This is a genomic window from Paraburkholderia bryophila (genome assembly GCF_013409255.1).
GTDB lineage: Bacteria > Pseudomonadota > Gammaproteobacteria > Burkholderiales > Burkholderiaceae > Paraburkholderia.
Window position 1 is genome coordinate 2719103 of sequence record NZ_JACCAS010000001.1, and the last position, 24369, is coordinate 2743471.

Annotated in this window: 24 protein-coding genes and 1 tRNA gene; 13 read left to right on the forward strand and 12 right to left on the reverse strand. The window is 63.2% G+C overall.

Translation table 11 applies throughout. The annotated features are described in order from the left end of the window. Nucleotides 1-11: 11 nt before the first annotated feature. On the reverse strand, nucleotides 12-239 hold the full coding sequence (locus GGD40_RS12070; RefSeq protein WP_179743838.1) for a cysteine-rich CWC family protein: 228 nt from the start codon (nucleotides 237-239) through the stop codon (nucleotides 12-14). Between the two features lie 271 nt (nucleotides 240-510). Between GGD40_RS12070 and argB the strand changes: the two genes are divergently transcribed. The 7 genes from argB (at nucleotide 511) to GGD40_RS36910 (ending at nucleotide 8003) form a co-directional block, all read left to right on the forward strand. After that, complete coding sequence (gene argB / locus GGD40_RS12075; RefSeq protein WP_035554096.1) at nucleotides 511-1410, forward strand: acetylglutamate kinase; 900 nt, start codon at nucleotides 511-513, stop codon at nucleotides 1408-1410. A 268-nt stretch (nucleotides 1411-1678) separates the two neighbouring features. Further along, a complete protein-coding gene (locus tag GGD40_RS12080; RefSeq protein WP_179707361.1) occupies nucleotides 1679-2482 on the forward strand; it encodes a pyrimidine 5'-nucleotidase in 804 nt (267 codons plus the stop codon). Continuing rightward, a complete protein-coding gene (slmA, locus tag GGD40_RS12085) occupies nucleotides 2449-3183 on the forward strand; it encodes a nucleoid occlusion factor SlmA (RefSeq protein ID WP_179707362.1) in 735 nt (244 codons plus the stop codon). Before GGD40_RS12080 ends, slmA begins: the two co-directional genes overlap by 34 nt. Nucleotides 3184-3514: 331 nt before the next feature. Further along, a complete protein-coding gene (gene metX / locus GGD40_RS12090; protein WP_179707363.1) occupies nucleotides 3515-4660 on the forward strand; it encodes a homoserine O-succinyltransferase MetX in 1146 nt (381 codons plus the stop codon). Then, nucleotides 4657-5265: a methionine biosynthesis protein MetW gene (metW, locus tag GGD40_RS12095; protein ID WP_179743839.1), complete on the forward strand. Its 609-nt coding sequence runs from the start codon at nucleotides 4657-4659 to the stop codon at nucleotides 5263-5265. The genes metX and metW overlap by 4 nt, the downstream gene beginning before the upstream one ends. 15 nt (nucleotides 5266-5280) lie before the next feature. Next, nucleotides 5281-6675: an AmpG family muropeptide MFS transporter gene (locus GGD40_RS12100; protein WP_179707367.1), complete on the forward strand. Its 1395-nt coding sequence runs from the start codon at nucleotides 5281-5283 to the stop codon at nucleotides 6673-6675. A gap of 77 nt (nucleotides 6676-6752) precedes the next feature. Further along, nucleotides 6753-8003, forward strand: a complete 1251-nt coding sequence (locus GGD40_RS36910; RefSeq protein ID WP_373565329.1) for a M48 family metallopeptidase — start codon at nucleotides 6753-6755, stop codon at nucleotides 8001-8003. Between the two features lie 27 nt (nucleotides 8004-8030). On the opposite strand, the gene GGD40_RS12115 is transcribed toward GGD40_RS36910, so the two are convergent. From GGD40_RS12115 to gatC, 5 genes are all read right to left on the reverse strand, one after another. Next, nucleotides 8031-8810 carry an exodeoxyribonuclease III gene (locus GGD40_RS12115; RefSeq protein WP_179707371.1) on the reverse strand — a complete coding sequence of 260 codons (780 nt, stop codon included), beginning with the start codon at nucleotides 8808-8810 and terminating at the stop codon, nucleotides 8031-8033. A gap of 61 nt (nucleotides 8811-8871) precedes the next feature. Further along, nucleotides 8872-9711: a PPK2 family polyphosphate kinase gene (locus GGD40_RS12120; RefSeq protein WP_179707373.1), complete on the reverse strand. Its 840-nt coding sequence runs from the start codon at nucleotides 9709-9711 to the stop codon at nucleotides 8872-8874. A gap of 148 nt (nucleotides 9712-9859) precedes the next feature. Beyond that, nucleotides 9860-11335 (reverse strand): Asp-tRNA(Asn)/Glu-tRNA(Gln) amidotransferase subunit GatB, encoded by a 1476-nt coding sequence (gatB, locus tag GGD40_RS12125; protein WP_179743841.1) that lies wholly within the window; start codon nucleotides 11333-11335, stop codon nucleotides 9860-9862. A 5-nt stretch (nucleotides 11336-11340) separates the two neighbouring features. Then, nucleotides 11341-12828 carry an Asp-tRNA(Asn)/Glu-tRNA(Gln) amidotransferase subunit GatA gene (gene gatA / locus GGD40_RS12130; RefSeq protein ID WP_179743842.1) on the reverse strand — a complete coding sequence of 496 codons (1488 nt, stop codon included), beginning with the start codon at nucleotides 12826-12828 and terminating at the stop codon, nucleotides 11341-11343. Nucleotides 12829-12900: 72 nt separating this feature from the next. Beyond that, on the reverse strand, nucleotides 12901-13200 hold the full coding sequence (gene gatC / locus GGD40_RS12135; protein ID WP_105511670.1) for an Asp-tRNA(Asn)/Glu-tRNA(Gln) amidotransferase subunit GatC: 300 nt from the start codon (nucleotides 13198-13200) through the stop codon (nucleotides 12901-12903). On the opposite strand from gatC, the gene GGD40_RS12140 reads away from it, so the two are divergent. The 6 genes from GGD40_RS12140 to rodA all read left to right on the forward strand — a co-directional run bounded on the left by GGD40_RS12140 (nucleotide 13199) and on the right by rodA (nucleotide 20083). Further along, nucleotides 13199-13348, forward strand: coding sequence for a hypothetical protein (locus tag GGD40_RS12140; protein ID WP_167444582.1), 150 nt, complete (start codon nucleotides 13199-13201; stop codon nucleotides 13346-13348). The genes gatC and GGD40_RS12140 overlap by 2 nt on opposite strands. 242 nt (nucleotides 13349-13590) lie before the next feature. Beyond that, nucleotides 13591-14634: a rod shape-determining protein gene (locus GGD40_RS12145; RefSeq protein ID WP_004189550.1), complete on the forward strand. Its 1044-nt coding sequence runs from the start codon at nucleotides 13591-13593 to the stop codon at nucleotides 14632-14634. Nucleotides 14635-14787: 153 nt separating this feature from the next. Next, the gene (gene mreC / locus GGD40_RS12150; protein WP_179743843.1) at nucleotides 14788-15915 is read left to right on the forward strand and encodes a rod shape-determining protein MreC; all 1128 of its coding nucleotides are present in this window, start codon (nucleotides 14788-14790) and stop codon (nucleotides 15913-15915) included. Then, nucleotides 15912-16424, forward strand: coding sequence for a rod shape-determining protein MreD (gene mreD, locus GGD40_RS12155; protein WP_179707377.1), 513 nt, complete (start codon nucleotides 15912-15914; stop codon nucleotides 16422-16424). The genes mreC and mreD overlap by 4 nt, the downstream gene beginning before the upstream one ends. A gap of 154 nt (nucleotides 16425-16578) precedes the next feature. Further along, complete coding sequence (gene mrdA, locus GGD40_RS12160) at nucleotides 16579-18924, forward strand: penicillin-binding protein 2 (RefSeq protein ID WP_179743844.1); 2346 nt, start codon at nucleotides 16579-16581, stop codon at nucleotides 18922-18924. A 10-nt stretch (nucleotides 18925-18934) separates the two neighbouring features. Further along, nucleotides 18935-20083 carry a rod shape-determining protein RodA gene (rodA, locus tag GGD40_RS12165; protein ID WP_179707381.1) on the forward strand — a complete coding sequence of 383 codons (1149 nt, stop codon included), beginning with the start codon at nucleotides 18935-18937 and terminating at the stop codon, nucleotides 20081-20083. A gap of 88 nt (nucleotides 20084-20171) precedes the next feature. Here rodA and GGD40_RS12170 read toward each other — a convergent pair whose 3' ends face one another. The 6 genes from GGD40_RS12170 to GGD40_RS12195 form a co-directional block, all read right to left on the reverse strand. After that, a complete protein-coding gene (locus GGD40_RS12170) occupies nucleotides 20172-20885 on the reverse strand; it encodes a tetratricopeptide repeat protein (protein WP_179707383.1) in 714 nt (237 codons plus the stop codon). Further along, nucleotides 20882-21664: an HpcH/HpaI aldolase family protein gene (locus GGD40_RS12175; protein ID WP_179707386.1), complete on the reverse strand. Its 783-nt coding sequence runs from the start codon at nucleotides 21662-21664 to the stop codon at nucleotides 20882-20884. The genes GGD40_RS12170 and GGD40_RS12175 overlap by 4 nt, the downstream gene beginning before the upstream one ends. A 264-nt stretch (nucleotides 21665-21928) precedes the next feature. Continuing rightward, entirely contained in the window at nucleotides 21929-22372 is a 444-nt protein-coding gene (gene queD / locus GGD40_RS12180; RefSeq protein WP_105511731.1) for a 6-carboxytetrahydropterin synthase QueD, read from the reverse strand. A gap of 9 nt (nucleotides 22373-22381) precedes the next feature. Further along, the gene (gene queE / locus GGD40_RS12185) at nucleotides 22382-23014 is read right to left on the reverse strand and encodes a 7-carboxy-7-deazaguanine synthase (protein ID WP_035554123.1); all 633 of its coding nucleotides are present in this window, start codon (nucleotides 23012-23014) and stop codon (nucleotides 22382-22384) included. A gap of 139 nt (nucleotides 23015-23153) precedes the next feature. Further along, nucleotides 23154-23888 carry a 7-cyano-7-deazaguanine synthase QueC gene (queC, locus tag GGD40_RS12190; protein ID WP_179707388.1) on the reverse strand — a complete coding sequence of 245 codons (735 nt, stop codon included), beginning with the start codon at nucleotides 23886-23888 and terminating at the stop codon, nucleotides 23154-23156. Between the two features lie 393 nt (nucleotides 23889-24281). Next, a tRNA-Phe gene (locus GGD40_RS12195) sits at nucleotides 24282-24357 on the reverse strand. Nucleotides 24358-24369: the final 12 nt, after the last annotated feature.

Sequence of the window (24369 nt, forward strand, 5' to 3'; positions counted from 1 at the left end):
GTTCCAGCAACTCACGGCAACGCACCACCGGGCGGCCGCCCCTGAGTCGCTCGCGCAATCTCCGCCGCGAGGCACTCCGGACACAAGCAACCGCCGGCCAGATCCAGCCGCTCCGCCGGTAGAGACGGCATCTCGCGGCACCAACAGTCGAACGGCTGCGCGTGCATCGAGCAATCGAACGCATTACCGCAGCGCGGACAGCGCGCGCTGCTTTCGTGGCGGGAGACGGACGGTTTCATGGCAGGGCCGGATAAACGCGCTGAATCAGGTATCGATCCGCAGATGATGCCACTGCCGGCGAAGCGCCGTTAGTCGTCCATTCGGCTAATTCACAAACGCCTTCGAACCGCGTTAGGCTTGATGGTCGGCCAGCATTCGCGGGCCGTCATGGCGCGGTGCGCAAAAAGCCGCGCCGCGCGCCACCGGCGCCGCTGTCGAAAACCCTGTTGCAGCGCGCCAGTCCTGTACAATTCGCCGTGTTTTAACTGTTCCGTGCCTGAGCCTGCCGCCATGTCCGAGCTTCCCGACCTTTCGCAGATCGCGCCCACCCTGAAGGCTGAAATCCTGGCCGAGGCGCTGCCTTACATTCGTCAATATCACGGTAAGACCGTGGTGATCAAATACGGCGGCAACGCCATGACCGAGGAGCGTCTCAAGCAGGGCTTCGCGCGCGACGTGATTCTGCTGAAGCTGGTCGGCATCAATCCGGTTATCGTCCACGGCGGCGGTCCGCAAATCGACACGGCGCTGAAGAAGATCGGCAAACAGGGCACGTTCATCCAGGGCATGCGCGTCACCGACGAAGAGACGATGGAAGTCGTCGAATGGGTGCTCGGCGGTGAAGTGCAGCAGGATATCGTCACGCTGATCAACCATTTCGGCGGCCACGCGGTCGGCCTCACCGGCAAAGACGGCGGCCTGATCCACGCGCGCAAGATGCTGATGCCGGACCGCGACAACCCCGGCCAGTACGTCGACATCGGCCAGGTCGGCGAGGTCGAGGCGATCAATCCGGCGGTGGTGAAGGCGCTGCAAGACGACGCGTTCATCCCGGTCATCTCGCCGATCGGCTTCGGCGAAGACGGCCTGTCGTACAACATCAACGCGGATCTGGTCGCGGGCAAACTGGCGGTCGTGCTGAACGCCGAAAAGCTCGTGATGATGACCAACATTCCCGGCGTGATGGATAAAGAAGGCAATCTGCTGACCGACCTGTCCGCGCGCGAAATCGACGGTCTGTTCGCCGACGGCACAATCTCCGGCGGCATGCTGCCGAAAATCTCGTCGGCGCTGGACGCGGCCAAGAGCGGCGTGCGTTCGGTACACATCATCGACGGTCGCATCGAGCACTCGGTACTGCTGGAAATTCTCACCGAACAGCCGTTCGGCACGATGATCCGCTCGCATTGATTCCTGCCTCAATCCCGGCACATAGCGCACGTCTCAATGGCGTGCACTGTGTGCCGTGCAGTCGTTCCGCAGTCGCGCGCTTTACAGCCGCACTCACAGCCGCACCCGCATTCGCCTTCACAGCCGGCCGCCTTCACAACAACGGCAGCCCGCAACGCGCCGGCAAGGCGCGCCAGCACACTCCCCCTCTTATCTCGCCGCCGGCGCCACGAACCGCAAACGTTCGTTGCCTGACGCGACACTTCGCGCCTGAACGGCGCGGCACCTCATGCGCACTCCCACTTCGCGGCGCCGCCGTCCGCATATCGCCGGTGGCAAACCGGTCTGGTTGTTCGATCTCGACAACACCCTGCACCACGCCTCGCACGCCATCTTTCCGGCGATCAATCAGGGCATGAACCGGTACATCATCGACACGCTAAAAGTGGATGTCGATGAAGCGAACCGCATGCGCCGCGTCTACACGCAGCGCTACGGCGCGGCGCTGCTCGGCCTCACGCGGCACCATCCGCTCGATCCGCATGATTTCCTGAAGTTCGTGCACACGTTCCCGGATCTCGGCTCGATGATCCGCTACGAACGCGGCGTGGCGCGCCTCGTCGCGGCGCTGCCAGGCCGCAAGATCGTGCTGACCAACGCGCCCGAAGCGTATGCGCGCGCGGTGCTGGCGGAACTGCGCATTGAGCGTCTGTTCGAGCAGGTGATCGCGATCGAGCACATGGCCGATCGCCGCCGCTGGCGCGCCAAGCCCGACCACGCCATGCTGCGCAAGGCCATGCGCGACGCCCACGTTTCCTTGAAAGACGTGATACTCGTCGAAGACACGCGCTCGCATCTGAAGAACTATCGGCGTCTGGGTATCCGCACCGTGTGGATCACCGGCCATCTGCCGCGCAAGCCGCATGTGGACGGTGTGCCGACGCGTCTGCCGGGCACCGGTCGGCCGCACTATGTCGATCAGAGCATTCGTTCGTTAAAATCGCTACGACTGGGCACCCGCTCGGTTCGATTGAAGGGACAGCAGACGGGACGACAGCCATGCAGCCGATCGACAAGCCTGACGAAGCCTTAGCCGAACACGAACCTGAACACGAGCCGGTGGCGGCGGCCGCGCCGCGCGCGCATCGCCTGAAGCCGGGCGAGCGCCGCGTGCATATTCTGCAGACGCTCGCCGCGATGCTGGAAGCGCCGAAAAGCGAAAAGATCACCACGGCGGCGCTCGCCGCCCGGCTGGGCGTCTCGGAAGCCGCGCTGTACCGTCATTTCGCCAGCAAGGCGCAAATGTTCGAAGGGCTCATCGAGTTCATCGAACAGACCATCTTTGGGCTGATCAACCAGATCGCCGGCAAGGAAAGCAACGGCGTGCTGCAGGCCCGCGCGATCGCGTTGATGCTGCTCAATTTCCCCGCGAAGAATCCCGGCATGACTCGCGTGCTCACCTGCGAGGCGCTGGTCGGCGAGCATGAACGGCTGACCGAGCGCGTCAATCAGATGCTGGAGCGGGTGGAGGCGTCGCTGAAACAATGTTTGCGGCTCGCGCAAATGGAGGCCGCCAGCGACGAGAGCGCAACCGCGCGCGAAAACGCGGGCGAAAACAATCCGCAAGCGCAGGCACAAATCCCCGCCGCGCTGCCCGCCGGCTACGATCCCGCGATTCGCGCGAGCCTGCTGCTGAGCTACATCATCGGACGCTGGCATCGCTATGTGCGCAGCGGATTTGTGCGCCTGCCCGCCGAACACGCCGACGCGCAAATCCTGCTGATTCTTCAGTAGTCCACGCGGCCCGCCGCGCGTAGCGGGCCGCGCCGGCGACGCTGCCGCTCCGGATTTTCCGCTATACTTTGCGCCTGACTGCGGCCGCCGGATGCCTACCAGGCGTCTCCCAAGCCGCTTTCCGCATCACCCTGAATACCTTGAATATCGCTTGAATCTCTATTACGCGCCGATTTGCTGACTCGATTGCGGGCGCGCGAACTGCCGGGAATCTCTCCCGCGGTTCACTATAAATGCGGCTAAAGAGGTCGTCAGCCGCGCACACAGCCGTTCTCCTCCGTGCCTCGCCGACGCCATCTAGCCGCCCTGTATTTGTTAAACGGCGGAATGAATGGAATCGATCGGTATCGTCGCTCCCCAAAAAATGCATTTCAGCGAGCCTCTGCAGTTGCAGAACGGCACGTCGCTGGCCGGTTACGACCTGATGGTCGAGACCTACGGCACACTCAACGCCGCGCGCAGCAATGCGGTGCTGGTGTGTCATGCGCTCAACGCGTCGCACCATGTGGCGGGCGTGTACGAAGACAATCCGAAAGACGTCGGCTGGTGGGACAACATGGTCGGCCCGGGCAAACCGCTCGACACCGACAGGTTCTTCGTGATCGGCGTGAATAACCTCGGGTCGTGCTTCGGCTCGACCGGACCGATGAGCGTCGATCCCGCGACCGGCCATCCCTACGGCGCGGCGTTCCCGGTCGTGACGGTGGAAGACTGGGTCAACGCCCAGGCACGCGTGGCCGATGAGTTCGGCATTGCGCGTTTCGCCGCGGTCATGGGCGGCAGCCTCGGCGGCATGCAGGCGCTGGCGTGGAGCGTGATGTATCCGGAGCGCGTGGCGCATTGCATCGTGGTCGCGTCCACGCCGAAGCTGTCTGCGCAGAACATCGCGTTCAACGAGGTCGCCCGCTCGGCGATCCTGTCGGACCCCGACTTTCACGGCGGCAACTACTACGCGCATAACGTGAAGCCGAAGCGCGGCTTGCGCGTCGCGCGCATGATCGGCCACATCACGTATCTGTCCGACGACGACATGGCCGAGAAATTTGGCCGCTCGTTGCGCCGCGCGGAAGGCGCGGTGGACGCCTACAACTTCAACTTCGACGTGGAGTTCGAAGTGGAGTCGTACCTGCGCTATCAAGGCGACAAATTCGCCGACTACTTCGACGCGAACACGTATCTGCTGATCACGCGCGCGCTCGACTATTTCGATCCGGCCAAGGCCTTCGACGGCGACCTGACGGCCGCGGTCGCGCACACTACGGCGAAATACCTGATCGCCAGTTTCAAGACCGACTGGCGTTTCGCGCCGGCGCGCTCGCGCGAACTGGTGAAGGCGCTGCTCGACCACAAGCGCACCGTCACCTACGCGGAAATCGACGCGCCGCACGGCCACGACGCCTTCCTGCTCGACGACGCGCGCTATCACAACGTGATGCGCGCCTATTACGAACGTATCGCGAAAGAGGTGAACGCATGAACCAGCGAGCACTAGATTATCTGGCGTTGCGCCCGGACTTCCGCGCGATTGCCCGCTGGGTCGAACCGCGCGCGTCCGTGCTGGACCTCGGCTGCGGCGACGGTTCGTTGCTGTCGCTACTGACCGAGGAACTGGAGGTGCAGGGCTACGGCATCGAGATCAACGACGCCGGCGTGCTGGCGTCGACGCAAAACGGCATCAACGTGATCCAGCAGAATCTGGAAGACGGTCTGCGCCTGTTCGAAGACCGCAGCTTCGATTTCGCGATCCTGTCGCAGACGCTGCAGACTATCCATCAGACCGCGGCGATCCTGCGCGAGACCGTGCGGGTCGGCAAGGAATGCATCGTGTCGTTTCCGAATTTCGGTTACTGGGCGCACCGGCTGTCGGTGTTGAAGGGGCGCATGCCGGTGTCGAAGTCGCTGCCTTATCAATGGCACAACACGCCGAACGTACGGGTGCTGACCATCGAGGATTTCGAAGCGCTAGCGCCGGAAGTCGGCATTGAAATTCTGGATCGCGTCGTGCTCCATGACGGCCAGGTGGTGCGGTGGGGGGTGAACTGGCGTGGTAGTCTTGCGGTCTATCGCGTCAAGAAAAGCTAACACCAAGTTATCCACATGTCGAACCCGCCGCACGAGGCGCCTGCACTTACCGCTCACGAAGAACATCCCGGCTGGCGCGCGTTCCTGAATACGCGCATGCTGATCTGCGTCTTTCTCGGCTTTACGTCGGGATTGCCGCTGTTCACGCTCGTCTATCTGGTGCAGGCGTGGCTACGCTCCGAAGGCGTCAATCTGAAGGAAATCGGCCTGTTTGCGCTGATCCAGTTCCCCTACACCTGGAAATTCGTCTGGGCACCGCTGATGGACCGCTACGTGCCGCGTTTTCCCGGCTGGCGGCCAGGCAGACGGCGCGGCTGGATGCTGGTCACGCAGATTCTGGTTGCCGGCGCGATTGCGTGTTTAGGGTTTGTGTCGCCGCGCGACTCGATCTGGACGGTGGCCGCGCTGACGGCACTGGTCGCGTTTTTCGGCGCGAGCCAGGACATCGTGATCGACGCCTACCGGCGTGAATTGCTGAGCGACACGCAACAAGGTCTCGGCAATGCGGTGCACGTGAACGCGTACAAAATCGCGGCGCTGGTGCCGGGTTCGCTTGCGCTGATCCTGTCCGACCATCTGCCATGGACCACCGTGTTCATGGTGACCGCGGCGTTCATGCTGCCGGGCATGGTCATGACGCTGGTGGTACGCGAGCCTGAAGTGCACGGCACCCCGCCCAAAAATCTGCGCGAAGCGATCGTGCAGCCGTTCCGCGAATTCATCCAGCGCGACGGCTGGCGCGGCGCGTTGTTCGTGCTCGGCTTCATCTTTCTGTACAAGCTCGGCGACACGATGGCGACCACGCTGTCCACGTCGTTCTTCCTCGACATCGGCTTTTCGCGCACGCAGATCGGCGTGATCGCGAAGACCACCGCGTTCGGTGCGAGTCTCGCGGGCGGGATCGTCGGCGGGATCTGGCTGATGAAGATCGGCATTGGCCGCGGCCTGTGGATCTTCGGCATTCTGCAGATGGTGTCGACGCTCGGCTTTGCGTGGCTTGCGCATCTCGGGCCGGCTTCGCCCGGCCTCACCGCGATTTACGACATCGCCGTGTGGGTGAGTCAAGGGACGACGAAGCTGCTCGCGTTGGTAGGCATCGATTGGGCCGTGCAGCTCGAGCCGCGCTCGGTCGCGCTGGCACTCGTCTACGGCCTCGAAACCTTCGCCACCGGACTGACGATGGCGGCATTCACCGCCTATATCGCCAGCACCACCGATCCGCGCTACACCGCCACGCAGTTCGCACTGTTCACGAGTCTCGCTTCGGTGCCGCGCACGCTGGCATCGGCGGCGAGCGGTTATGTGGTCGCGAAGATCGGCTGGTTCGATTATTTCCTGGTCTGTACCGCGCTCGCGCTGCCCGGCATGCTGCTGCTGATGCGCATCGCGCCGTGGAGAACCAGGTCGTGACGGCGCGTTTTTCGAGGCGGGTGATCGGCCTCAGTTCGGCTAGCGCTAGCGTTAGCGCTCGAGCTTCTTGCCGCAAAATCCGCAGCGCAGTGTTGCGCGCATCGTTGACGTTCATCTGTGCGAGTCTGGCGACAACGGCGATGCCGCTGAGTGCCTACGCGACAGCCATGTCGGCGGTCGCCAATAGCGCGCCCAGCGCAACGGCGACGCCGCCAACGCCTGCACCGGCTGCCGCTGCCGCGCCGTCGGGCAAGTCCGCTGCAGGCACGACCAGTCCTGAAAGCGCGACATCCGCAGCGCCGAGCGCCAATAGCGCGACTAGCGCTGCCAACGCCGGCAGCGCACCGGCCGCCGCCACGCCGAACTCGTCGGCGCAGTCATCGCCACAGTCCGCGCCGCCCGTCACAGCGCGCACGCCGGCAGCCATGTCGACGCCGGCACCGACACCCGCAGCCGCCGCGAAAGCGCCCGCCGCTAACACCATGCCCGCCACCAACGCCGCCGGCTCGTACAACTCGAGCCCGCAGTTGCGTTACGGCGGCTACATGGTGTTCCGCAACCTGATCCCGTCGCCGGTACTCGAGGCGCAAGCTGCCGAAGAATTCAGCCAGATCGCCTACGGCGCGGAGCACGCGAACCGTCTGTACGGCGACACCGACGCGCACGTCGCGCGCGTGCGCTCGATCGTCGACAAGCTGATCCCCTACTCGCTCAAATGGAACGAGCGGGCGAAGAACTGGAAGTGGGAAGTGGCGGTGGTGCGTTCGCCCGATATCCGCATGTACTGTCTGCCAGGCGGCAAAATCGTCGTGTACGGTGGACTGCTCGACCGCGCTCACCTGAACGACAACGAACTCGGCATGCTGATCGGCCACGAGATCGCGCATGCGTTGCGCGAACATGCCCGCGAGCGTCTCGGCCAATTGCAGGCCAGCCAGCTCGATTCGTCGGGCACGATTCCGCAGCTATTCGGCCTCGCCGATCTCGGCGTCGCGCCGCTCGGCATCGGCTCGCGCCTGCTGGAAATGAAGTACGCGAACACCGACGAAACCGAAGCCGACGTGATCGGCAGCGATATCGCCTCGCGCGCCGGTTACGATCCGCGCGCGGCGGTCACGCTGTGGGACAAGCTGGCGCAAGTGACGCAAAGCAATCGCAACCAGGGCTTCATCTACGTGCATCCGTACACGCCGGCGCGCCGCCAGGACATCATCAAGCGCTTGCCGGATATGCTGCCGCTGTACGCGAAGGCAATCGGCAAGAGCGTCGATGCGCTGCCGGACTACGCCGGCATGGGCCGTCCGCGGCGCAAAGTGCCGCGCGACTGAGTTGAGTCGACCAGGTGACGCGCTGCGTTACTTCTTGACCTTGTGGTCGTAGTCGACGGTCAGCGGCGCGTGGTCGCTGAACTTGATATCGCGGAACACGTCGGTGCGTTTCGCCTTGCTCGCAATGCCTTGCGTCGCGATCTGATAATCGATCCGCCACCCGACGTTCTTCGCATACGCCTGACCGCGATTGCTCCACCACGTGTACTGCTCGGGCCGCTGATCGAGCGTGCGGAACACGTCGACGTAACCCACTTCGTCGAACAGCGTGTCGAGCCAGGCGCGCTCTTCCGGCAGGCAGCCCGAGTTCTTCTGGTTGCTCTTCCAGTTCTTGATGTCGATTTCCTTGTGGACGATGTTCACGTCGCCGCACACGATCACTTCGCGCTCTTTCGCCAGTTCCGCGAGATGCGGCATGAACTCGGCCATGAAGCGGAACTTGGCCTGCTGACGCTCCTCACCGCTCGAACCCGACGGCACATACACCGAAATCACCGAGAGCTTGCCGAAACGCAGTTCGACATAGCGCCCTTCCGGATCGAATTCCTCACTGCCGAAACCGATAACTACTTCGTCCGGTTCCTGCCGCGTGTACACGCCCGCGCCGCTGTAGCCCTTCTTCACCGCATGCTGAAAATAGCCGGTGAAATTGTGCGGGGCCATGAATTCCGGCGTCATGTCGTCTTGCGAGCATTTGATTTCCTGCACGCACAGCACGTCGGCTTTCTGTTCGCCGAACCAGTCGAAAAAGCCCTTCTTTGCCGCTGAGCGGATGCCGTTCAGGTTGGCGGTAATCACACGCAACATGTCGTTCCTTTTTGTGTTCGATTCGTTTGAAATGCCTTCAGGCGCCAGCCAATGCGCAAGGTCACTCGACCTTGACGCCCTTCAGCGATTCCTTGGGCGGCGGATAGTCGAGCTGCAGCGTTTCGAAGGTGCGCAACAGCAACTCCGCGACCATCACATTGCGATGCGTTTTCGAGTCGGCCGGAATCACATACCACGGCGCGTAATCCGTCGAGGTCGCCGCCAACGCGTCGCGATACGCGGACTGGTAGGCGTCCCACTGCTTGCGCGCTTCGAGGTCGGATACGTCGAATTTCCAGTGCTTGCTCGGATCGTCGATACGCGCCTGCAGACGCGTGCGCTGCTCGTCTTTTGAAATGTGCAGCATGCACTTGATGATCGTCGTGCCGCTATCCGCCAGCAGCGCTTCGAACTGGCGAATGTGACGGCAACGCGCCTCGAACGCTTTCGCGTCGAGCGTGCCGAGCACGGTCGGCACCAGCAGGTCTTCGTAGTGACTGCGGTTGAAGATGGTCAGCTCGCCGGCGGCAGGCGCCTGCGAATGCACGCGCCAGAGAAAGTCGTGCGCGAGTTCGACGGGCGTCGGCGCCTTGAACGGCACGATGCGCAGCCCAAGCGGATCGACTTCGTGAAACACCGCGCGGATCGTGCCGTCCTTGCCGCTCGTGTCCATACCTTGCAAAACCAGCAGCACGCGACGCTTCTGTTGCGAGTGCAGTCGCTCTTGCTGCTGGTCGAGCTTCTCGCCGATCTCCGACAAACGGGCCTTGTCCGAGTCTTTCGATCCGGTCGAAAACGGCTTGGATGCCGGGTCGAAAGCGTCGAGCGAGAACTTGCTATTTTTCTTGCCGTCTTCGAAAAACGGCACACGGAAATCGTCGAGTTCGGGTTGCTTCGCCATCCACACACTCCGTGATCTGCGTTCAGCGGGCCGGCAAAAACGGAGCCCGCAAAATGAAACGGGCCGTTGCCCCACTTTCGTTTCCGGCAACAGCCCGCGGTGGCTCAAGCGCGAAGCCCAAGCCGGTTCTGGTCAACTGAAATTCAACTCAGGACAGCTTCTTCTTCAGCAGTTCATTCACCTGCGCCGGATTGGCCTTGCCCTTGGTCGCTTTCATCGCCTGGCCGATCAGCGCGTTGAACGCCTTTTCCTTGCCGGCGCGGAATTCTTCGACCGACTTCGGATTCGCGGCGAGCACTTCGTCGAGAATCGCTTCCAGCGCGCCGCTGTCCGAAATCTGCTTCAGGCCTTTCGACTCGATGAGGCGGTCGGCGGCGGCTTCGTCGGTGGCCTTCTCGTCCCAAATCGCGACGAAAATTTCCTTGGCGATCTTGTTCGAGATCGTACCGTCGGCAATGCGTTGCAGCAGCAGCGCGAGTTGCGCGGCCGACACCGGGCTCGACGCGATATCCAGCCCTTCGCGATTCAGTTGCGACGACACCTCGCCCATCAGCCAGTTCGCCGCGACCTTCGCGTGCGACGGGCCGACCTTGACGACCACCGCCTCGTAATACGCGGCCATCGCCTTGCTCGACGTCAGCACGTTCGCGTCGTACGGCGTCAAACCGTATTGCGACACGAAGCGCTGCTGAATCGCTTCCGGCAGCTCCGTCATCTCGCTCTTCACGCGCTCGATCCATGCCGCGTCGATCATGAGCGGCATCAGATCGGGATCGGGGAAATAGCGGTAATCGTGCGCGTCTTCCTTGCTGCGCATGGAGCGCGTTTCGCGCTTGTCCGAGTCGTACAGACGCGTTTCCTGCACCACCGTGCCGCCGTCTTCGATCAGTTCGATCTGACGGCGCACTTCGTACTGGATCGCTTCTTCGAGGAAGCGGAACGAGTTCAGGTTCTTGATCTCGGCACGCGTGCCGAATTCCGCCTGACCGACCGGGCGCACCGACACGTTCGCGTCGCAACGGAACGAGCCTTCCTGCATGTTGCCATCGCAGATACCGAGCCACATGACGAGCGTGTGCAACGTCTTGGCGTAAGCAACCGCTTCCGCCGCGCTGCGCATTTCCGGCTCGGTGACGATTTCGAGCAGCGGCGTGCCCGCGCGATTCAGGTCGATGCCGGTCATGCCCGCGAAGTCTTCGTGCAGCGACTTGCCCGCGTCTTCCTCGAGGTGAGCGCGCGTCAGGTTGACGACCTTTTCGTACGCTTCCTTGCCGGTCTTTTCATTGGCCGGGACCTGAATCGTCACCTGGCCGCCCTGCACGACGGGGATTTCGTACTGGCTGATCTGATAGCCCTTCGGCAGATCGGGGTAGAAATAGTTCTTACGCGCGAAGATGCTGCGCGGCGCCACCGTTCCGCCGATCGCGAGGCCGAATTGAATCGCACGCTCCACTGCGCCGCGGTTCATTACCGGCAACGTGCCCGGCAACGCCAGATCGACGGGGCTGGCTTGCGTGTTCGGCTCGGCGCCGAACCGCGTGGGCGAGCCGGAGAAAATCTTCGATTGCGTCGACAGTTGCGTGTGGGTCTCCAGACCGATCACGACTTCCCATTGCTTGGTCATGGTGCTCACACTCCTGCCGGTGCTTGACGATGCCAGTCGGTCGCGCGTTGGAACGCATCGGCCACCTGCAGCATCCGGGCTTCATTGAAATAGTTGCCGATGATCTGCAAACCCACCGGACGCTGCACATTCGCGCCCGCGCCGAAACCGCACGGCACGCTCATGCCCGGCAAACCGGCAAGGCTCACCGACAGCGTGTAGATGTCGGCCAGATACATCTGCACCGGATCGTCGCCCTTCGCGCCGAGGTCCCATGCCACCGACGGCGCGACCGGTCCCATGATCACATCGCACTGCTTGAACGCTTCCTGGAAGTCTTGCGCGATGATGCGGCGAATCTTTTGCGCCTGCAGGTAGTACGCGTCGTAGTAACCGTGCGACAGCACGTATGCGCCGACCAGAATGCGGCGCTTCACTTCCGGGCCGAAACCTTCGGCACGCGACTTCTTGTACATGTCGAGCAGATCGCGATACTCCGCGGCGCGATGGCCGAAGCGCACGCCGTCGAAACGCGACAGGTTCGACGAGGCTTCCGCCGGCGCGATCACGTAGTAGACCGGGATCGACAGCTCGGTTTTCGGCAGCGAGACTTCCACCAGCGTGGCGCCGAGCGCTTCGTATTGCTTCAACGCGGCGTCGATCGAGGCGCGCACGTCGTCGGCCAGACCCGCGCCGAAGTATTCCTTCGGCAGGCCGATGCGCAAACCGGCGAGCGGCTTGCCGGCGCTGTCTTCTTTCCACGGCTGGCCGAGGTAGCGCGTGTAGTCTTCGTCGTCGCGCACGAGGCTGGTCGAATCGCGCTCGTCGAAGCCGGCCATCGCGTTGAGCAACGTTGCGCAATCCGCGGCGCTCTTCGCCATCGGGCCGCCCTGATCCAGCGACGACGCGAACGCGATCATGCCGTAACGCGACACGCGGCCGTACGTCGGCTTGATACCGGTGATGCCGGAGAACGACGCCGGCTGACGAATCGAGCCGCCCGTATCCGTGCCGGTTGCGGCGGGCGCGAGACGCGCGGCCACAGCCGCTGCCGAACCGCCCGACGAACCGCCGGGCACGGCCTTGACATCCCACGGATTCTGCACGGGACCAAAGTACGAATTCTCGTTGGACGAGCCCATCGCGAACTCGTCCATATTGGTCTTGCCCACGCACACCATGCCGGCATTCTGCAAACGCGCGACGACAGTTGCGTCGAACGGGCTTTCGTAGTTCGACAGCATCTTCGAGCCGGCCGTGGAGCGCCAGCCCTTGGTCACGAACACGTCTTTATGCGCGATCGGCAGGCCGACCAGCGGGCCGGCGTGGCCGGTGTGCAGCAGCGCGTCGGCGGCTTTCGCCTGCGCGAGCGTCAGATCGGGATCGACCTGGATGAACGCGTTCAGGCTATTGGCCGCGTCGATCCGCTTCAGATACAACTGCGCCAGTTCGACTGCGGAGCATTCCTTGGCCGCCAGTGCGGCACGCAGTTCGGTCAGACTTTTTTCATGCATTGCGTTTTATCCTGAAGAGCGCGGCAGCGCAGTCGCGCTGCCGTGGAGGCATTCGAGCCCGCTACGCGGGTCTTACTCGATCACCTTCGGCACGAGGTACAAGCCGTCTTGCACCGCCGGCGCCGGGCGCTGGAAAGCTTCGCGTTCGACCGTTTCGGTCACCGCGTCATTGCGCAGACGCAGCGCGACGTCTTCGATCTGCTCGATCGGATGGGCAAGCGGCGCGATGCCGGTGGTATCGACCGCCTGCATCTGCTCGACGAGGCCGAAAAAATCATTGAGCTGGACGAGCGTGTGCTCAGCGTCGGCATCAGCCAGTTCGAGCCGCGCGAGGTGCGCGATGCGTTTAACATCGGTCAGGGTCAGAGCCATGCAGTCACCGGAAAATGTGGTGGAACGCCGCCGCAAGGAAAAAACAATGCTGCGACAGCGGGTTACGACGCTGGAGGAAGACCTCGAAAAAGGGGTCAGCGGCGGCAAAAAGTGCCGTCCGTTTCCTTCAAAACATCCAAAATTATAAGGTATCATTACGCGTTCGACCCAAACCCGGACCGACTTACCAAGGCCTTTCGAACAATTCCCACAAGATCGTTCGGATTTCCAACCTGGCTTTGCAACGGCCTCCGGTAGACTCCCTCGCAGCTTCAAGTTCCTGTGGCGCCGCTTGTTGCACCGCTTGCGCCCGGTTGAAGCTGTTATTTTTTCCGCTGCCGCCCTACGCATACGTTGCGAGGCCCGGCCCCAAGCGAGACAGGATTTTGAATGTTCGGTTTTCTGCGCAGCTACTTCTCCAACGATCTGGCGATTGACCTTGGCACTGCCAACACGCTCATCTACATGCGTGGCAAGGGTATCGTTCTCGACGAACCGTCGGTGGTTTCAATCCGCCAGGAAGGCGGTCCCAACGGTAAGAAAACTATTCAGGCAGTCGGTAAGGAAGCCAAGCAGATGCTTGGCAAGGTGCCGGGCAACATCGAGGCGATCCGCCCCATGAAAGACGGCGTGATCGCCGATTTCACGGTCACCGAGCAGATGATCAAGCAGTTCATCAAGACCGCTCACGAATCGCGTATGTTCTCGCCGTCGCCGCGCATCATCATCTGCGTGCCGTGCGGTTCGACCCAGGTCGAGCGTCGCGCGATTAAAGAAGCGGCGCACGGTGCGGGCGCTTCGCAGGTTTATCTGATCGAAGAACCCATGGCCGCCGCTATCGGCGCCGGCCTGCCGGTGTCGGAAGCGACCGGCTCGATGGTCGTCGACATTGGCGGCGGCACGACCGAAGTCGGCGTGATCTCGCTCGGCGGCATCGTGTACAAAGGCTCGGTGCGCGTCGGTGGCGACAAGTTCGACGAAGCTATCGTCAACTACATCCGCCGCAACTACGGCATGCTGATCGGCGAGCAAACCGCTGAAGCGATCAAGAAAGAAATCGGCTCCGCCTTCCCGGGTTCCGAAGTCAAGGAAATGGAAGTGAAGGGCCGCAATCTGTCGGAAGGCATTCCGCGCAGCTTCACCATCTCCAGCAACGAAATTCTCGAAGCCCTCACCGATCCGCTGAACCAGATCGTGTCGTCGGTGAAGATCGCGCTGGAACAAACGCCCCCGGAACTGGGCGCGGACATCGCCGAACGCGGCATGATGCTCACGGGCGGTGGCGCACTGCTGCGCGACCTGGACCGCCTGCTCGCCGAAGAAACCGGCCTGCCGGTGCTCGTCGCCGAAGACCCGCTGACCTGCGTTGTGCGCGGCTCGGGCATGGCGCTCGAACGCATGGACAAGCTGGGCAGCATCTTCTCGTACGAGTAAGCGAGCCCGTCTCCATGTCAGTAGCGCGGATCTGGCACTCGGCCCCTTGCGGGCCGGTTTGCCATTGGCTGGGCCACCCAGCCTCCGCGCGCTGAACGCGCGTTCCTCGCGCGCCGCCGTCTCACCCAACCGCTCACGCCCCCGGCGCCGACCATGGAATACAGTCCGCCGCCCCTGTTCAAGCAAGGCCCATCCGCCCTCGCCCGACTGGTGTTTTTCGTCGTGCTGGCGCTGGCCCTGCTGATCTCCGACGCACGCTTCAAAACGCTCGAAATCGTTCGCGGCGTGCTCGGCGCGGGTCTTTATCCGTTGCAACGCGCGGCGCTCGTGCCGCGTGACGTCTTTATGGGCGCCGCCGACCTGGCCGTGACCAGCGCCACATTGCGCAGCGAGAACGACAAGCTGCGCACCAAAGATCTGCAACTCTCGCAGCAAGCCAATACGGCCGCCGAACTGGCGGCGGAAAACGGCCATCTGCGCGCGCTGTTGCAACTGTCGCAGCGCTCAGCCACTGAATCGCTGCCCGCCGAAATCCAGTACGACACGCGCGACCCGTTCACGCAGAAAGTGGTGATCGGCCGTGGTGCGCAGCAAGGCATTCAGAACGGCTCGCCAGTCGTCAATGAAGACGGCGTGATCGGTCAGGTCACCCGCGTGTTCCCGCTGCAAGCCGAAGTGACGCTGCTCACCGACAAAGATCAGGCCGTGCCCGTGCAGATCGTGCGCACCGGTTTGCGTAGCGTGATCTACGGCACGCCGAAGGGCGACACGCTCGACCTGCGCTTCGTGCCGATCAGCGCCGACGTGCAAACCGGCGACGAACTCGTCACCAGCGGACTCGACGGCACCTATCCGCCGGGACTGCCGGTTGCCAAGGTGGTACGCGTCGACAAGCAGGCGGATACGGCGTTCGCGCGCGTGATCTGTCTGCCGATCGCGCCGGTGCGTGGCGCGCGGCAACTGCTGGTGCTGCACTACCTGAACAATGTGCCGCCGCGGCCGGCTGAAGAACCCGACGCGGCCACCATCGCCAAAGACGCGAAGGCGAAGAAGGGTAATAAGCCGGCGGACGGCAAGGCCGCAGCGGATAAATCCGCGCTGGCCAAGTCGAGTGACAAAACCGCGGGTGAAAAGGCCGCAGCCGACAAACCGGCCGCTGCCAGGTCGTCCGAGAAAGCCCCGGCCAAATCCACTGCCGCAGAGAAAAAATCCGCCGCCGAAAAGAAGCCGGCCGCCGAAAAGAACGCGAAGCCGCAAGCCACGCCTGGGGCGCAGCCATGAACCGTCCGCAATACATCCTGCAGCCGGTCAATCCGTACTTCATCTCCTTCAGCCTCGCCGCGGCGTTCCTGCTGAACCTGATGCCGTGGGGGCGCCTCATCGGCGTGCCGGATTTCGTCGCGCTCGTGCTGCTGTTCTGGAACGTGCACCAGCCGCGCAAGGTCGGCATGGGCATCGCGTTTTTCCTCGGTTTGCTGATGGACGTGCATAACGCCAGCCTGCTCGGCGAGCACGCGCTGGCGTATACGTTGTTGTCGTACGGCGCGATTACGATCCACCGCCGGGTGCTGTGGATGTCGCTCGGCGTGCAGACCTTCGCGGTCATGCCGCTGCTGGTGATCGCGCAACTGGTGCCGTTCGTGATCCGTCTGCTGACGGGCGCGGCGTTTCCGGGTTGGGGTTATCTGATCGACGGTTTCGTCGAAGCCGCGCTGTGGCCCATCGCCAGCATGCTGCTGCTGATGCCGCAGCGTCGCCCGGCCGATCCGGACGATACCCGGCCGATTTGACCCTGCCAGCGCGCGCCGGGCGTCCAGGCGGTTCCATCGGCATGGAGCCTACGCCGCCGGCCTGCGCAACGCGCGTCGCTGTTCATGCCTCCCGGTTCCGGCCGGATTGGGCGCACACTCATGATGGCCGTCACCCGGCCTTTTGCAGAATCGCATGACCGAATTCAAGGACACTCAGCAACAGCTCTCGAAGTTCCGCCTGCGCGTCGCGGCGGCGGGCCTGTTCGTGTTCGTCTGCTTCGGGCTGATCGGCTTCCGTTTCCTATACCTGCAGGTCTGGCACTACAGCAAATACTCGCTGCAGGCCGATGAAAACCGCATTTCCGTCGCGCCGATCGTGCCGAACCGCGGCATCATCACCGATCGTAACGGCGTGGTGCTGGCCAAGAACTACTCGGCCTACACGCTCGAACTGACGCCGTCGAAACTCAACGACTCGATCGAAAACGTGATCGACAACCTGGCTACGGTCGTCTCGATCGACGCCCGCGACCGCCGCCGCTTCAAGAAGCTGCAGGAAGACTCGAAGAACTTCGAGAGCCTGCCGATCCGTACCCGCCTGACCGACGACGAAGTCGCGCGTTTCACCGCGCAGCGTTTCCGCTTCCCCGGCGTTGAAGTGCGCGCGCGGCTGTTCCGCCAGTATCCGCTCGGGCCGACCGCGGCGCATGTGATCGGCTATATCGGGCGGATTTCGCAGCGCGATCAGGATCGTATCGACGACGCCAGCGACCAGAACGACAGCGATCCGGACCACTACGATCCGCGTCTGGACGCGAACAACTACAAGGGCACCGACTACATCGGCAAGATCGGCGTCGAGCAGAGTTATGAAACCGAGCTGCACGGCCAGACCGGTTTCGAAGAAGTGGAAGTGACCGCCGGCGGCCGGCCGGTGCGCACCTTGTCGCGCACCCAGGCCACGCCCGGCAACAACCTCGAACTGTCGCTGGATATCGGCTTGCAGCAGGTCGCCGAGCAGGCGTTTGCGGGTCGCCGCGGCGCGCTGGTCGCGATCGAACCGGCTACCGGCGACGTGCTCGCGTTCGTCTCGGCGCCGAGCTTCGATCCGAATTCGTTCGTCGACGGTATCGACCAGCAGACCTGGGACGACCTGAACAACTCGCCGGATCACCCGCTGCTGAACCGTCCGCTGCATGGTACTTATCCGCCGGGTTCGACGTATAAGCCGTTCATGGCGCTCGCCGCGCTGACACTGCATAAGCGAACGACGGGCTGGGGCTTCCAGGATCCGGGTTCGTACACGTTCGGCGGCCACACGTTCCGCAACGACGTGCGCTCGGGTCAGGGCTGGGTCGACATGAACCGCGCGATCGTCGTATCGAACGACACGTATTTCTACATGCTCGCGCACGACCTCGGCGTCAACAACATCGCCAACTTCATGAAGCCATGGGGCTTCGGCCAGATTACCGGCATCGACATTTCCGGCGAAGCGCGCGGCATCCTGCCTTCCACGGACTGGAAACGCAAGGCGTACCACAAGCCCGAGCAGCAGCGCTGGTACGAAGGCGAAACGATCAGTCTCGGCATCGGTCAGGGCTACAACTCGTTCACCATTCTGCAGCTCGCGCACGCCACGGCGACGCTCGCGAACAACGGCGTCGTGATGAAGCCGCACCTCGTGCGCGACATCGAGAATCCGATCACCAAAGAGACTCGCGCCGTGGTGCGCGATCCGAGCGACAAGATCGCCGTCAAGCAGGCGGACATCGACTTCATCAAGCACGCCATGGCCGAAGTGGTCACCAACGGTACGGCGTCGAAATTGTTTATCGGCGCACCGTATCAAGCGGCCGGCAAGACCGGCACGGCCCAGGTCTACTCGCTGCAAGGCGCGAACTACAAGGGTCACGCGATCGCCGAGCATCTGCGCGACCACGCGCTGTTCATCGCTTTCGCGCCGGTCGACAACCCCAAGATCGCGCTCGCGCTGATCGTCGAAAACGGTGGCTGGGGCGCGGAATCGGCCGGTCCGATCGCGCGCAAGGTGCTCGATTACTACCTCGTCGGCAAGAACAAGCCGGGCGCTCAGGCGGCGGCGATTGCCGCAGCGGCATCGGCGACGCAGGATGCGTCCGCGCCGGTAGTCGGCGGCGCACCGGCTTCCGAGGAACCCGCCGTGCAGCCGGTCAAGATTGCCGCTGGGTTTACGGCACTGCCGATTCCCGGTGCGGCTTCGGCGGCGGTTGCTGCCTCGGCGGCTGAGGCGGCGTCCGCTGCGGCTTCGGCAGCGGCGCTTGGTGCTGGTGCTGGCGCTGGCGGTACAGCGACGGCCGCCAAGGGGGCTTCGGCTTCAGCCTCTACGTCCACCTCCACCTCCACCGCTACAAAAAATCCGGCGCCGCGTAAGCCAGGCGCCCCGCATAAGCCCCGTCCCGCCAGCGAGCCGGCGCCGACCGCCGCAGCGCCGTCGCGGGATGACGGCATTGAAGCCACGTCGCCACGCCAGCCGGTTGCCGGCGGCATCGACGAGTAAGGAGAAAGGCATGCAATTCGACAAGCGCGCCTGGCTCGACCGCATCAAGCGGATGTTCGCGGGCTTCGACCGCCCGCTCGCGCTGATCGTGTTCCTGCTGCTGTGCGTCGGCATCGTGACGCTGTACAGCGCGAGCCTGGATGTTCCCGGTCGCGTGGAAGACCAGTTGCGCAACATTCTGCTGACGTTCGTGCTGATGTGGGGGCTCGCCAATGTGCCACCCACCACGCTGCTGCGCTTCGCGGTTCCGCTCTATACGTTCGGGATCGCGCTACTCGTTGCGGTCGCGATGTTCGGTCTCACGCGCAAGGGCGCGAAGCGCTGGATCAACGTCGGCGTGGTGATCCAGCCATCGGAAATCCTCAAGATCGCGACACCGCTGATGCTCGCCTGGTACTACCAGCGCCGCGAAGGCGTGATGCGCTGGTACGACTACCTGGTCGGCTTCGTGATCCTCGCGGTGCCGGTCGGCCTGATCGCCAAGCAGCCCGACCTCGGCACCGCCGTGCTGGTGTTCGCAGCCGGTTTCTTCGTGATTTACTTCGCGGGCCTGAGTTTCAAGCTGATCGTGCCGGTGCTGGTGGCGGGCGTGATCGCGGTCGCCGCGATCGCGACGTTCCAGGACAAGATCTGTCAGCCCGAAGTGCAATGGCCGTTGATGCACGATTATCAGAAGCACCGCATCTGTACGCTGCTCGATCCGACTTCCGATCCGCTCGGCAAGGGCTTCCACACGATCCAGGCGGTGATTGCGATCGGCTCCGGCGGACCGCTCGGCAAAGGCTGGCTGAAGGGCACCCAGGCGCATCTGGAGTTCATCCCCGAGAAGCACACCGACTTTATCTTCGCGGTGTTTTCGGAGGAGTTCGGCTTGGCGGGCGGCGTCGTGCTGCTCACGCTTTACATGCTGCTCATAGCGCGCGGGCTATATATCGCGGCCAATGGCGCGACGCTGTTCGGGCGATTGCTCGCGGGCTCGCTGACCATGGCGTTCTTCACCTATGCGTTCGTCAATATCGGCATGGTGAGCGGTATCTTGCCGGTGGTCGGCGTGCCGTTGCCGTTCATGAGTTACGGCGGCACCGCGCTGACGACGCTGGGGGTCGCGATCGGCCTCATCATGAGCATCGCGCGGCAGAAACGCTTGATGCAGAGTTAGCGGCGCTTTTTCAGGCGACGTTGATTTAGAAACAGAAGGGGCGCAGTTCAATTGAACTGCGCCCCTTCTGTTTTTACCGCCGCCGTTTTTACTGCGGCTTCACTTCCTTCTGATCCCGCAACTGCGCGCTGAGCTGCTGATACTTGAGCTTCGCCGCCGGATCGCCCTGCGCGGCCGCCGCCGCGTAATACGCGCGCGCCACGTTCAGATTCTTCTCCACGCCATCGCCACCGCGCTCGTAGAACGAGCCGGCCACGTATTGCGCGGTCATGTCGCCGCCTTGCGCCGCCTTCTTGTACCAGACGAATGCCTGCTTGTTGTCGCGCTCGGTGCCGCGGCCATCGAGGAACTGGTTAGCCAGCGCCAACTCCGCCTGCACGTGTCCCTGCTGCGCCGCTTTCAGGAACCAGCGGTGCGCTTCGACCGGATCGCGTCCGACGAACTCGCCATCGTCATACATCTTGCCGTACACGTATTGCGCGTGCGACATGTTGGCGTCGGCGGCTTTGCGCAGCCATTTCTTGCCTTCGTCGACATTGGCCGTGGTGCCTTCGCCGTTGAGCAGCATCATCGCGTAGTTGAACTCGGCGAGCCGGCTGCCGCGCTCCGCGGCCTTGCGGAACTCGGTCAGCGCCGCGCCCAGATTGCCGGCGTTGTAATCCGCGACCGCGGTCTGCGTCTCCGGATCGCTCGACTTCACGGCGCCGTCCGCCGCGTAGGCCGTCACACTCACCGCGCCACTCATGATCAACGCCGCGCTCACTGCCCATTTCACGACGACGCCTTGCACCTTCCCCTTCATGACCTCACCTCCTGCAGCGCCTGGCGAGTCGCGCGCAACATCCAGATGACGTCGGCAGCCAGAGCGATAAATCGAAAACCCGCATCGCGATGCTGCTTCGCACTCGCGACGTCCATAGAGAAAATGCCGGTCGCAATGCCGGCTTTGTCGGCAGCGCTGACGATACGCGCCATCGCCGCCTGCACGTCGGCGTGCTTCGAATCGCCGAGATGACCGAGGCTCGCGGCGAGATCGGCCGGCCCGACGAACAGGCAATCGACGCCCGGTGTCGCCGCGATCTTTTCCACTTCCTGCAAGCCGCGCGCCGACTCGATTTGCACGATGGTCGCGATCTGCGCGTTGGCCGTCTGCACGTAATCGCGACGCATGCCGTAGCCCGCCGCGCGCACTACGCCGGCGACGCCGCGCTGACCGTCGAGCGCGTCGGCGGTCGGATATTGGGTAAGACGCACGGCGTGCGCGGCCTCTTCGGCGGATTCGATATTCGGGAACATCAGCGTGCGCGCGCCGGCATCCAGCACGCGCTTGACGAGCCACGCCTCGCTGGCGGGCACCCGCACGACCGGCTCGCTCGGCAGATGCGCAGCGGCGATCGCGCGCAATTGCGACGCGACGTCGCCGCTATCGTTTGGCGAATGTTCCATGTCGATCAGCAACCAGTCGTAGCCGGCGTGCGCGAGCGCTTCGGCCGCGGCGTCGCTACCGAGCGACAGCCATAAGCCGAACAGCGGATCGGTTTCCTTCAGACGTTGCTTGAGCGGATTGGTAAAGGTGCTCATCGCCGTGCTCCATGGCGCTGACGGTGATCGGACACCTCGCCTGAAACGCGGGACGGCATGCTGGCCGTGTGGGCCAGAGAAAGACCTGGGCTTGCGTTCAGGCGCGGATGGCCTGCAAGCCTGTTGCGACGCAATGCGGTGACCGGCATGTCTCGCTCCGTGTGGTTATCGGAGCGATCATACCGTGACAATAACGGGAGGGTTGGAGCGTCCCTAATAGGGACTTTTTTTCGGAGCCTTCAGGGCGAAGGCGCCCCGGCGCGATCAGTCGCGGACCACGTCGGCCCAGCAATTCGGCGTCTCGTACAGACGCAGCTTGTGCAGGCGCAGGTTCACGCCGTAGTGCGCGTCATAGACGTTTGCAAGGATGTTAAACGCGACGGCGGCCAGATTTTCCACCGTGGGAATGCGGTCGAGCACCACGGTCTTATGACCGGCCATGGTTTCCAGAAAGCCGCGCACTTGCGTGTCGCCTTCGAAGACCAGGAACGCGTGGTCCCACTTGTCGACCAGATGCTCGTTGGCGAGCGACTTCACGTCGGCGAAGTCCATCACCATGCCGCGATCGGGCGCGCCTTCGGTGTCGACCAGATCGCCTTGCAGCGTGATTTCGAGCACATAGCGATGGCCGTGCAGATTACGGCACTGGCTGCGGTGATCGGGGATGCGGTGACCCGCGTCGAATTCGAGTTTTCGTGTAATCGTCAGCACGGCAAATCAGGGAATGTTCAGATACTTGTGGGTCTGCATCGACAGGCGCCATTGCGGATGGCGTTTGCACCAGTCGATCGCGAGCTTCGTGTTGAGGTCGCGCGACGGACCGTCCATCGGCTGGACGAGGAAATACTCGAAGTCGAGCTTCGCATAGTCGGACAAGCGCTGGTTGTCCTGCGGAATCACGACCTTCAGTTCGTTGCCTTTGGTCACGACGAGCGGCGCGTCGGCCTTCGGGCTCACGCAGATCCAGTCGATCGTCTCGAGCACCGGCAGCGAGCCGTTGGTTTCGATGGCGATTTCGAAGCCGGCGGCATGCAGCGCATCGACCAGTGGCGGATCGATCTGCAGCATCGGCTCGCCGCCCGTGCACACCACGAAACGCTCGCCTTCGCCTTCCGGCCATTGCGACGCGATCATCTGCACCAGCTCTTCAGGCGTGCGGTACTTGCCGCCGTTCTCGCCATCAGTGCCGACGAAATCTGTATCGCAGAAGCGGCACACCGCGTCAGCGCGATCTTCTTCGCGGCCCGACCACAGATTGCAGCCGGCGAACCGGCAGAACACGGCCGGACGCCCGGCATTCGCGCCCTCGCCTTGCAATGTGTAGAAGATTTCCTTGACCGCGTACGTCATGCTGCTTTCTGCCTTTGTGTTCCTGAAAATGGTTGCCTGAATTGCGTGGCTGCGTGGCTGCGTCGCTGTGATGCTGGGTGCTGCGTTGGCGGGCCGTGCTGCCGACGCCGCCGACCATCAAACCATCGACATCAACGTATCAAACCGGCGGCTCGGTGACCTTCTCGCCGGACAGGTACGCTTCATACCCGCGCTTGCGCAGACGGCACGCCGGGCACTCCCCGCAGCCGAAACCCCACGCATGCAATTCGGAGCGTTCGCCGACGTAGCAGGTATGCGTTTCGACGCGCACCAGCTCGACCAGTTCGTCGCCGCCCAGCTCATGCGCGAGGCGCCACGTGTCGGCCTTGTCGAGCCACATCAACGGCGTTTCGAGCAGGAAGCGCGTATCCATGCCGAGGTTCAACGCGACCTGCAACGCCTTCATCGTGTCGTCGCGGCAATCGGGATAGCCCGAGAAATCCGTCTCGCACATGCCGCCCACCAGCACCTGCAAACCGCGCCGATAAGCAATGGCTGCGGCGATGGTCATGAACATCAGATTGCGGCCCGGCACGAACGTGTTCGGCAAACCGTTGGTCGTGGCTTCGATCTCGATCTCGCGCGTCATGGCGGTATCGCTGATCGAACCGAGCACCGACAGATCGATCATGTGATCGTCGCCGAGGCGGTCGGCCCATGCCGGAAATGCGCGCATGACAGCGTCGCGAAACCCTTCCCGACATTCGAGCTCGACGCGATGCCGCTGGCCGTAATCGAAGCCGAGCGTCTCGACCGTGTCGTAGCGTTCGAGTGCCCAGGCGAGGCACGTGGCGGAATCCTGGCCGCCGGAAAACAGCACCAGAGCGCTACGTTTAGCGTCTTTGCGGATCACCGTGAAACTCCGTGAATGATGAGTGCCACGTCGCGCTGCGCGAGGTGCGCCATGCAAGCAACGCGGCGCGACGCGTGCCGGCACTGCTGCCGGCCCCAAGCAGTATAGGCGGCGCCTTCCGCATGCAGAGTCGCTGGGCGCTTATACCGTTAATCGTCGGGCGAAGGATTCGGTGGGTGTCAGCCTTGCGTTGGCGGCTCGGCCGCGCGGCAGTCAGGCCGCGATCCACGCGACACACTGATCGTGCAAGTCCTTGAACTGGCGCGATTTTATCACGCGATGCCAAACCTCGCCGCGCACCTGCCGGTGGATCGGAGCGGCAAGCCGCATCAACGAGTGCCCGTCAGAAAAGGAAAAGCCCCAGGAATCTTGCGATTTCCTGGGGCTGAATCCTGGTGGCCTGGGACGGAATCGAACCATCGACACGCGGATTTTCAATCCGCTGCTCTACCAACTGAGCTACCGGGCCAACGAAGAACGA

What these genes read in the sequence shown, in the direction of transcription:
- GGD40_RS12080 (WP_179707361.1), top strand. Translation starts at nt 1,679, where the DNA reads ATGCGCACTCCCACTTCGCGGCGCCGCCGTCCGCATATCGCCGGTGGC.
- queE (WP_035554123.1), bottom strand. Translation starts at nt 23,014, where the DNA reads ATGACGTACGCGGTCAAGGAAATCTTCTACACATTGCAAGGCGAGGGC.
- gatC (WP_105511670.1), bottom strand. Translation starts at nt 13,200, where the DNA reads ATGGCTCTGACCCTGACCGATGTTAAACGCATCGCGCACCTCGCGCGG.
- GGD40_RS12140 (WP_167444582.1), top strand. Translation starts at nt 13,199, where the DNA reads ATGCAGTCACCGGAAAATGTGGTGGAACGCCGCCGCAAGGAAAAAACA.
- GGD40_RS12145 (WP_004189550.1), top strand. Translation starts at nt 13,591, where the DNA reads ATGTTCGGTTTTCTGCGCAGCTACTTCTCCAACGATCTGGCGATTGAC.
- GGD40_RS12100 (WP_179707367.1), top strand. Translation starts at nt 5,281, where the DNA reads ATGTCGAACCCGCCGCACGAGGCGCCTGCACTTACCGCTCACGAAGAA.
- GGD40_RS12070 (WP_179743838.1), bottom strand. Translation starts at nt 239, where the DNA reads ATGAAACCGTCCGTCTCCCGCCACGAAAGCAGCGCGCGCTGTCCGCGC.
- mreC (WP_179743843.1), top strand. Translation starts at nt 14,788, where the DNA reads ATGGAATACAGTCCGCCGCCCCTGTTCAAGCAAGGCCCATCCGCCCTC.
- metW (WP_179743839.1), top strand. Translation starts at nt 4,657, where the DNA reads ATGAACCAGCGAGCACTAGATTATCTGGCGTTGCGCCCGGACTTCCGC.
- metX (WP_179707363.1), top strand. Translation starts at nt 3,515, where the DNA reads ATGGAATCGATCGGTATCGTCGCTCCCCAAAAAATGCATTTCAGCGAG.
- GGD40_RS12170 (WP_179707383.1), bottom strand. Translation starts at nt 20,885, where the DNA reads ATGAAGGGGAAGGTGCAAGGCGTCGTCGTGAAATGGGCAGTGAGCGCG.
- GGD40_RS12120 (WP_179707373.1), bottom strand. Translation starts at nt 9,711, where the DNA reads ATGGCGAAGCAACCCGAACTCGACGATTTCCGTGTGCCGTTTTTCGAA.
- GGD40_RS12115 (WP_179707371.1), bottom strand. Translation starts at nt 8,810, where the DNA reads ATGTTGCGTGTGATTACCGCCAACCTGAACGGCATCCGCTCAGCGGCA.
- gatB (WP_179743841.1), bottom strand. Translation starts at nt 11,335, where the DNA reads ATGACCAAGCAATGGGAAGTCGTGATCGGTCTGGAGACCCACACGCAA.
- slmA (WP_179707362.1), top strand. Translation starts at nt 2,449, where the DNA reads ATGCAGCCGATCGACAAGCCTGACGAAGCCTTAGCCGAACACGAACCT.
- gatA (WP_179743842.1), bottom strand. Translation starts at nt 12,828, where the DNA reads ATGCATGAAAAAAGTCTGACCGAACTGCGTGCCGCACTGGCGGCCAAG.
- rodA (WP_179707381.1), top strand. Translation starts at nt 18,935, where the DNA reads ATGCAATTCGACAAGCGCGCCTGGCTCGACCGCATCAAGCGGATGTTC.
- argB (WP_035554096.1), top strand. Translation starts at nt 511, where the DNA reads ATGTCCGAGCTTCCCGACCTTTCGCAGATCGCGCCCACCCTGAAGGCT.
- mrdA (WP_179743844.1), top strand. Translation starts at nt 16,579, where the DNA reads ATGACCGAATTCAAGGACACTCAGCAACAGCTCTCGAAGTTCCGCCTG.
- GGD40_RS12175 (WP_179707386.1), bottom strand. Translation starts at nt 21,664, where the DNA reads ATGAGCACCTTTACCAATCCGCTCAAGCAACGTCTGAAGGAAACCGAT.
- mreD (WP_179707377.1), top strand. Translation starts at nt 15,912, where the DNA reads ATGAACCGTCCGCAATACATCCTGCAGCCGGTCAATCCGTACTTCATC.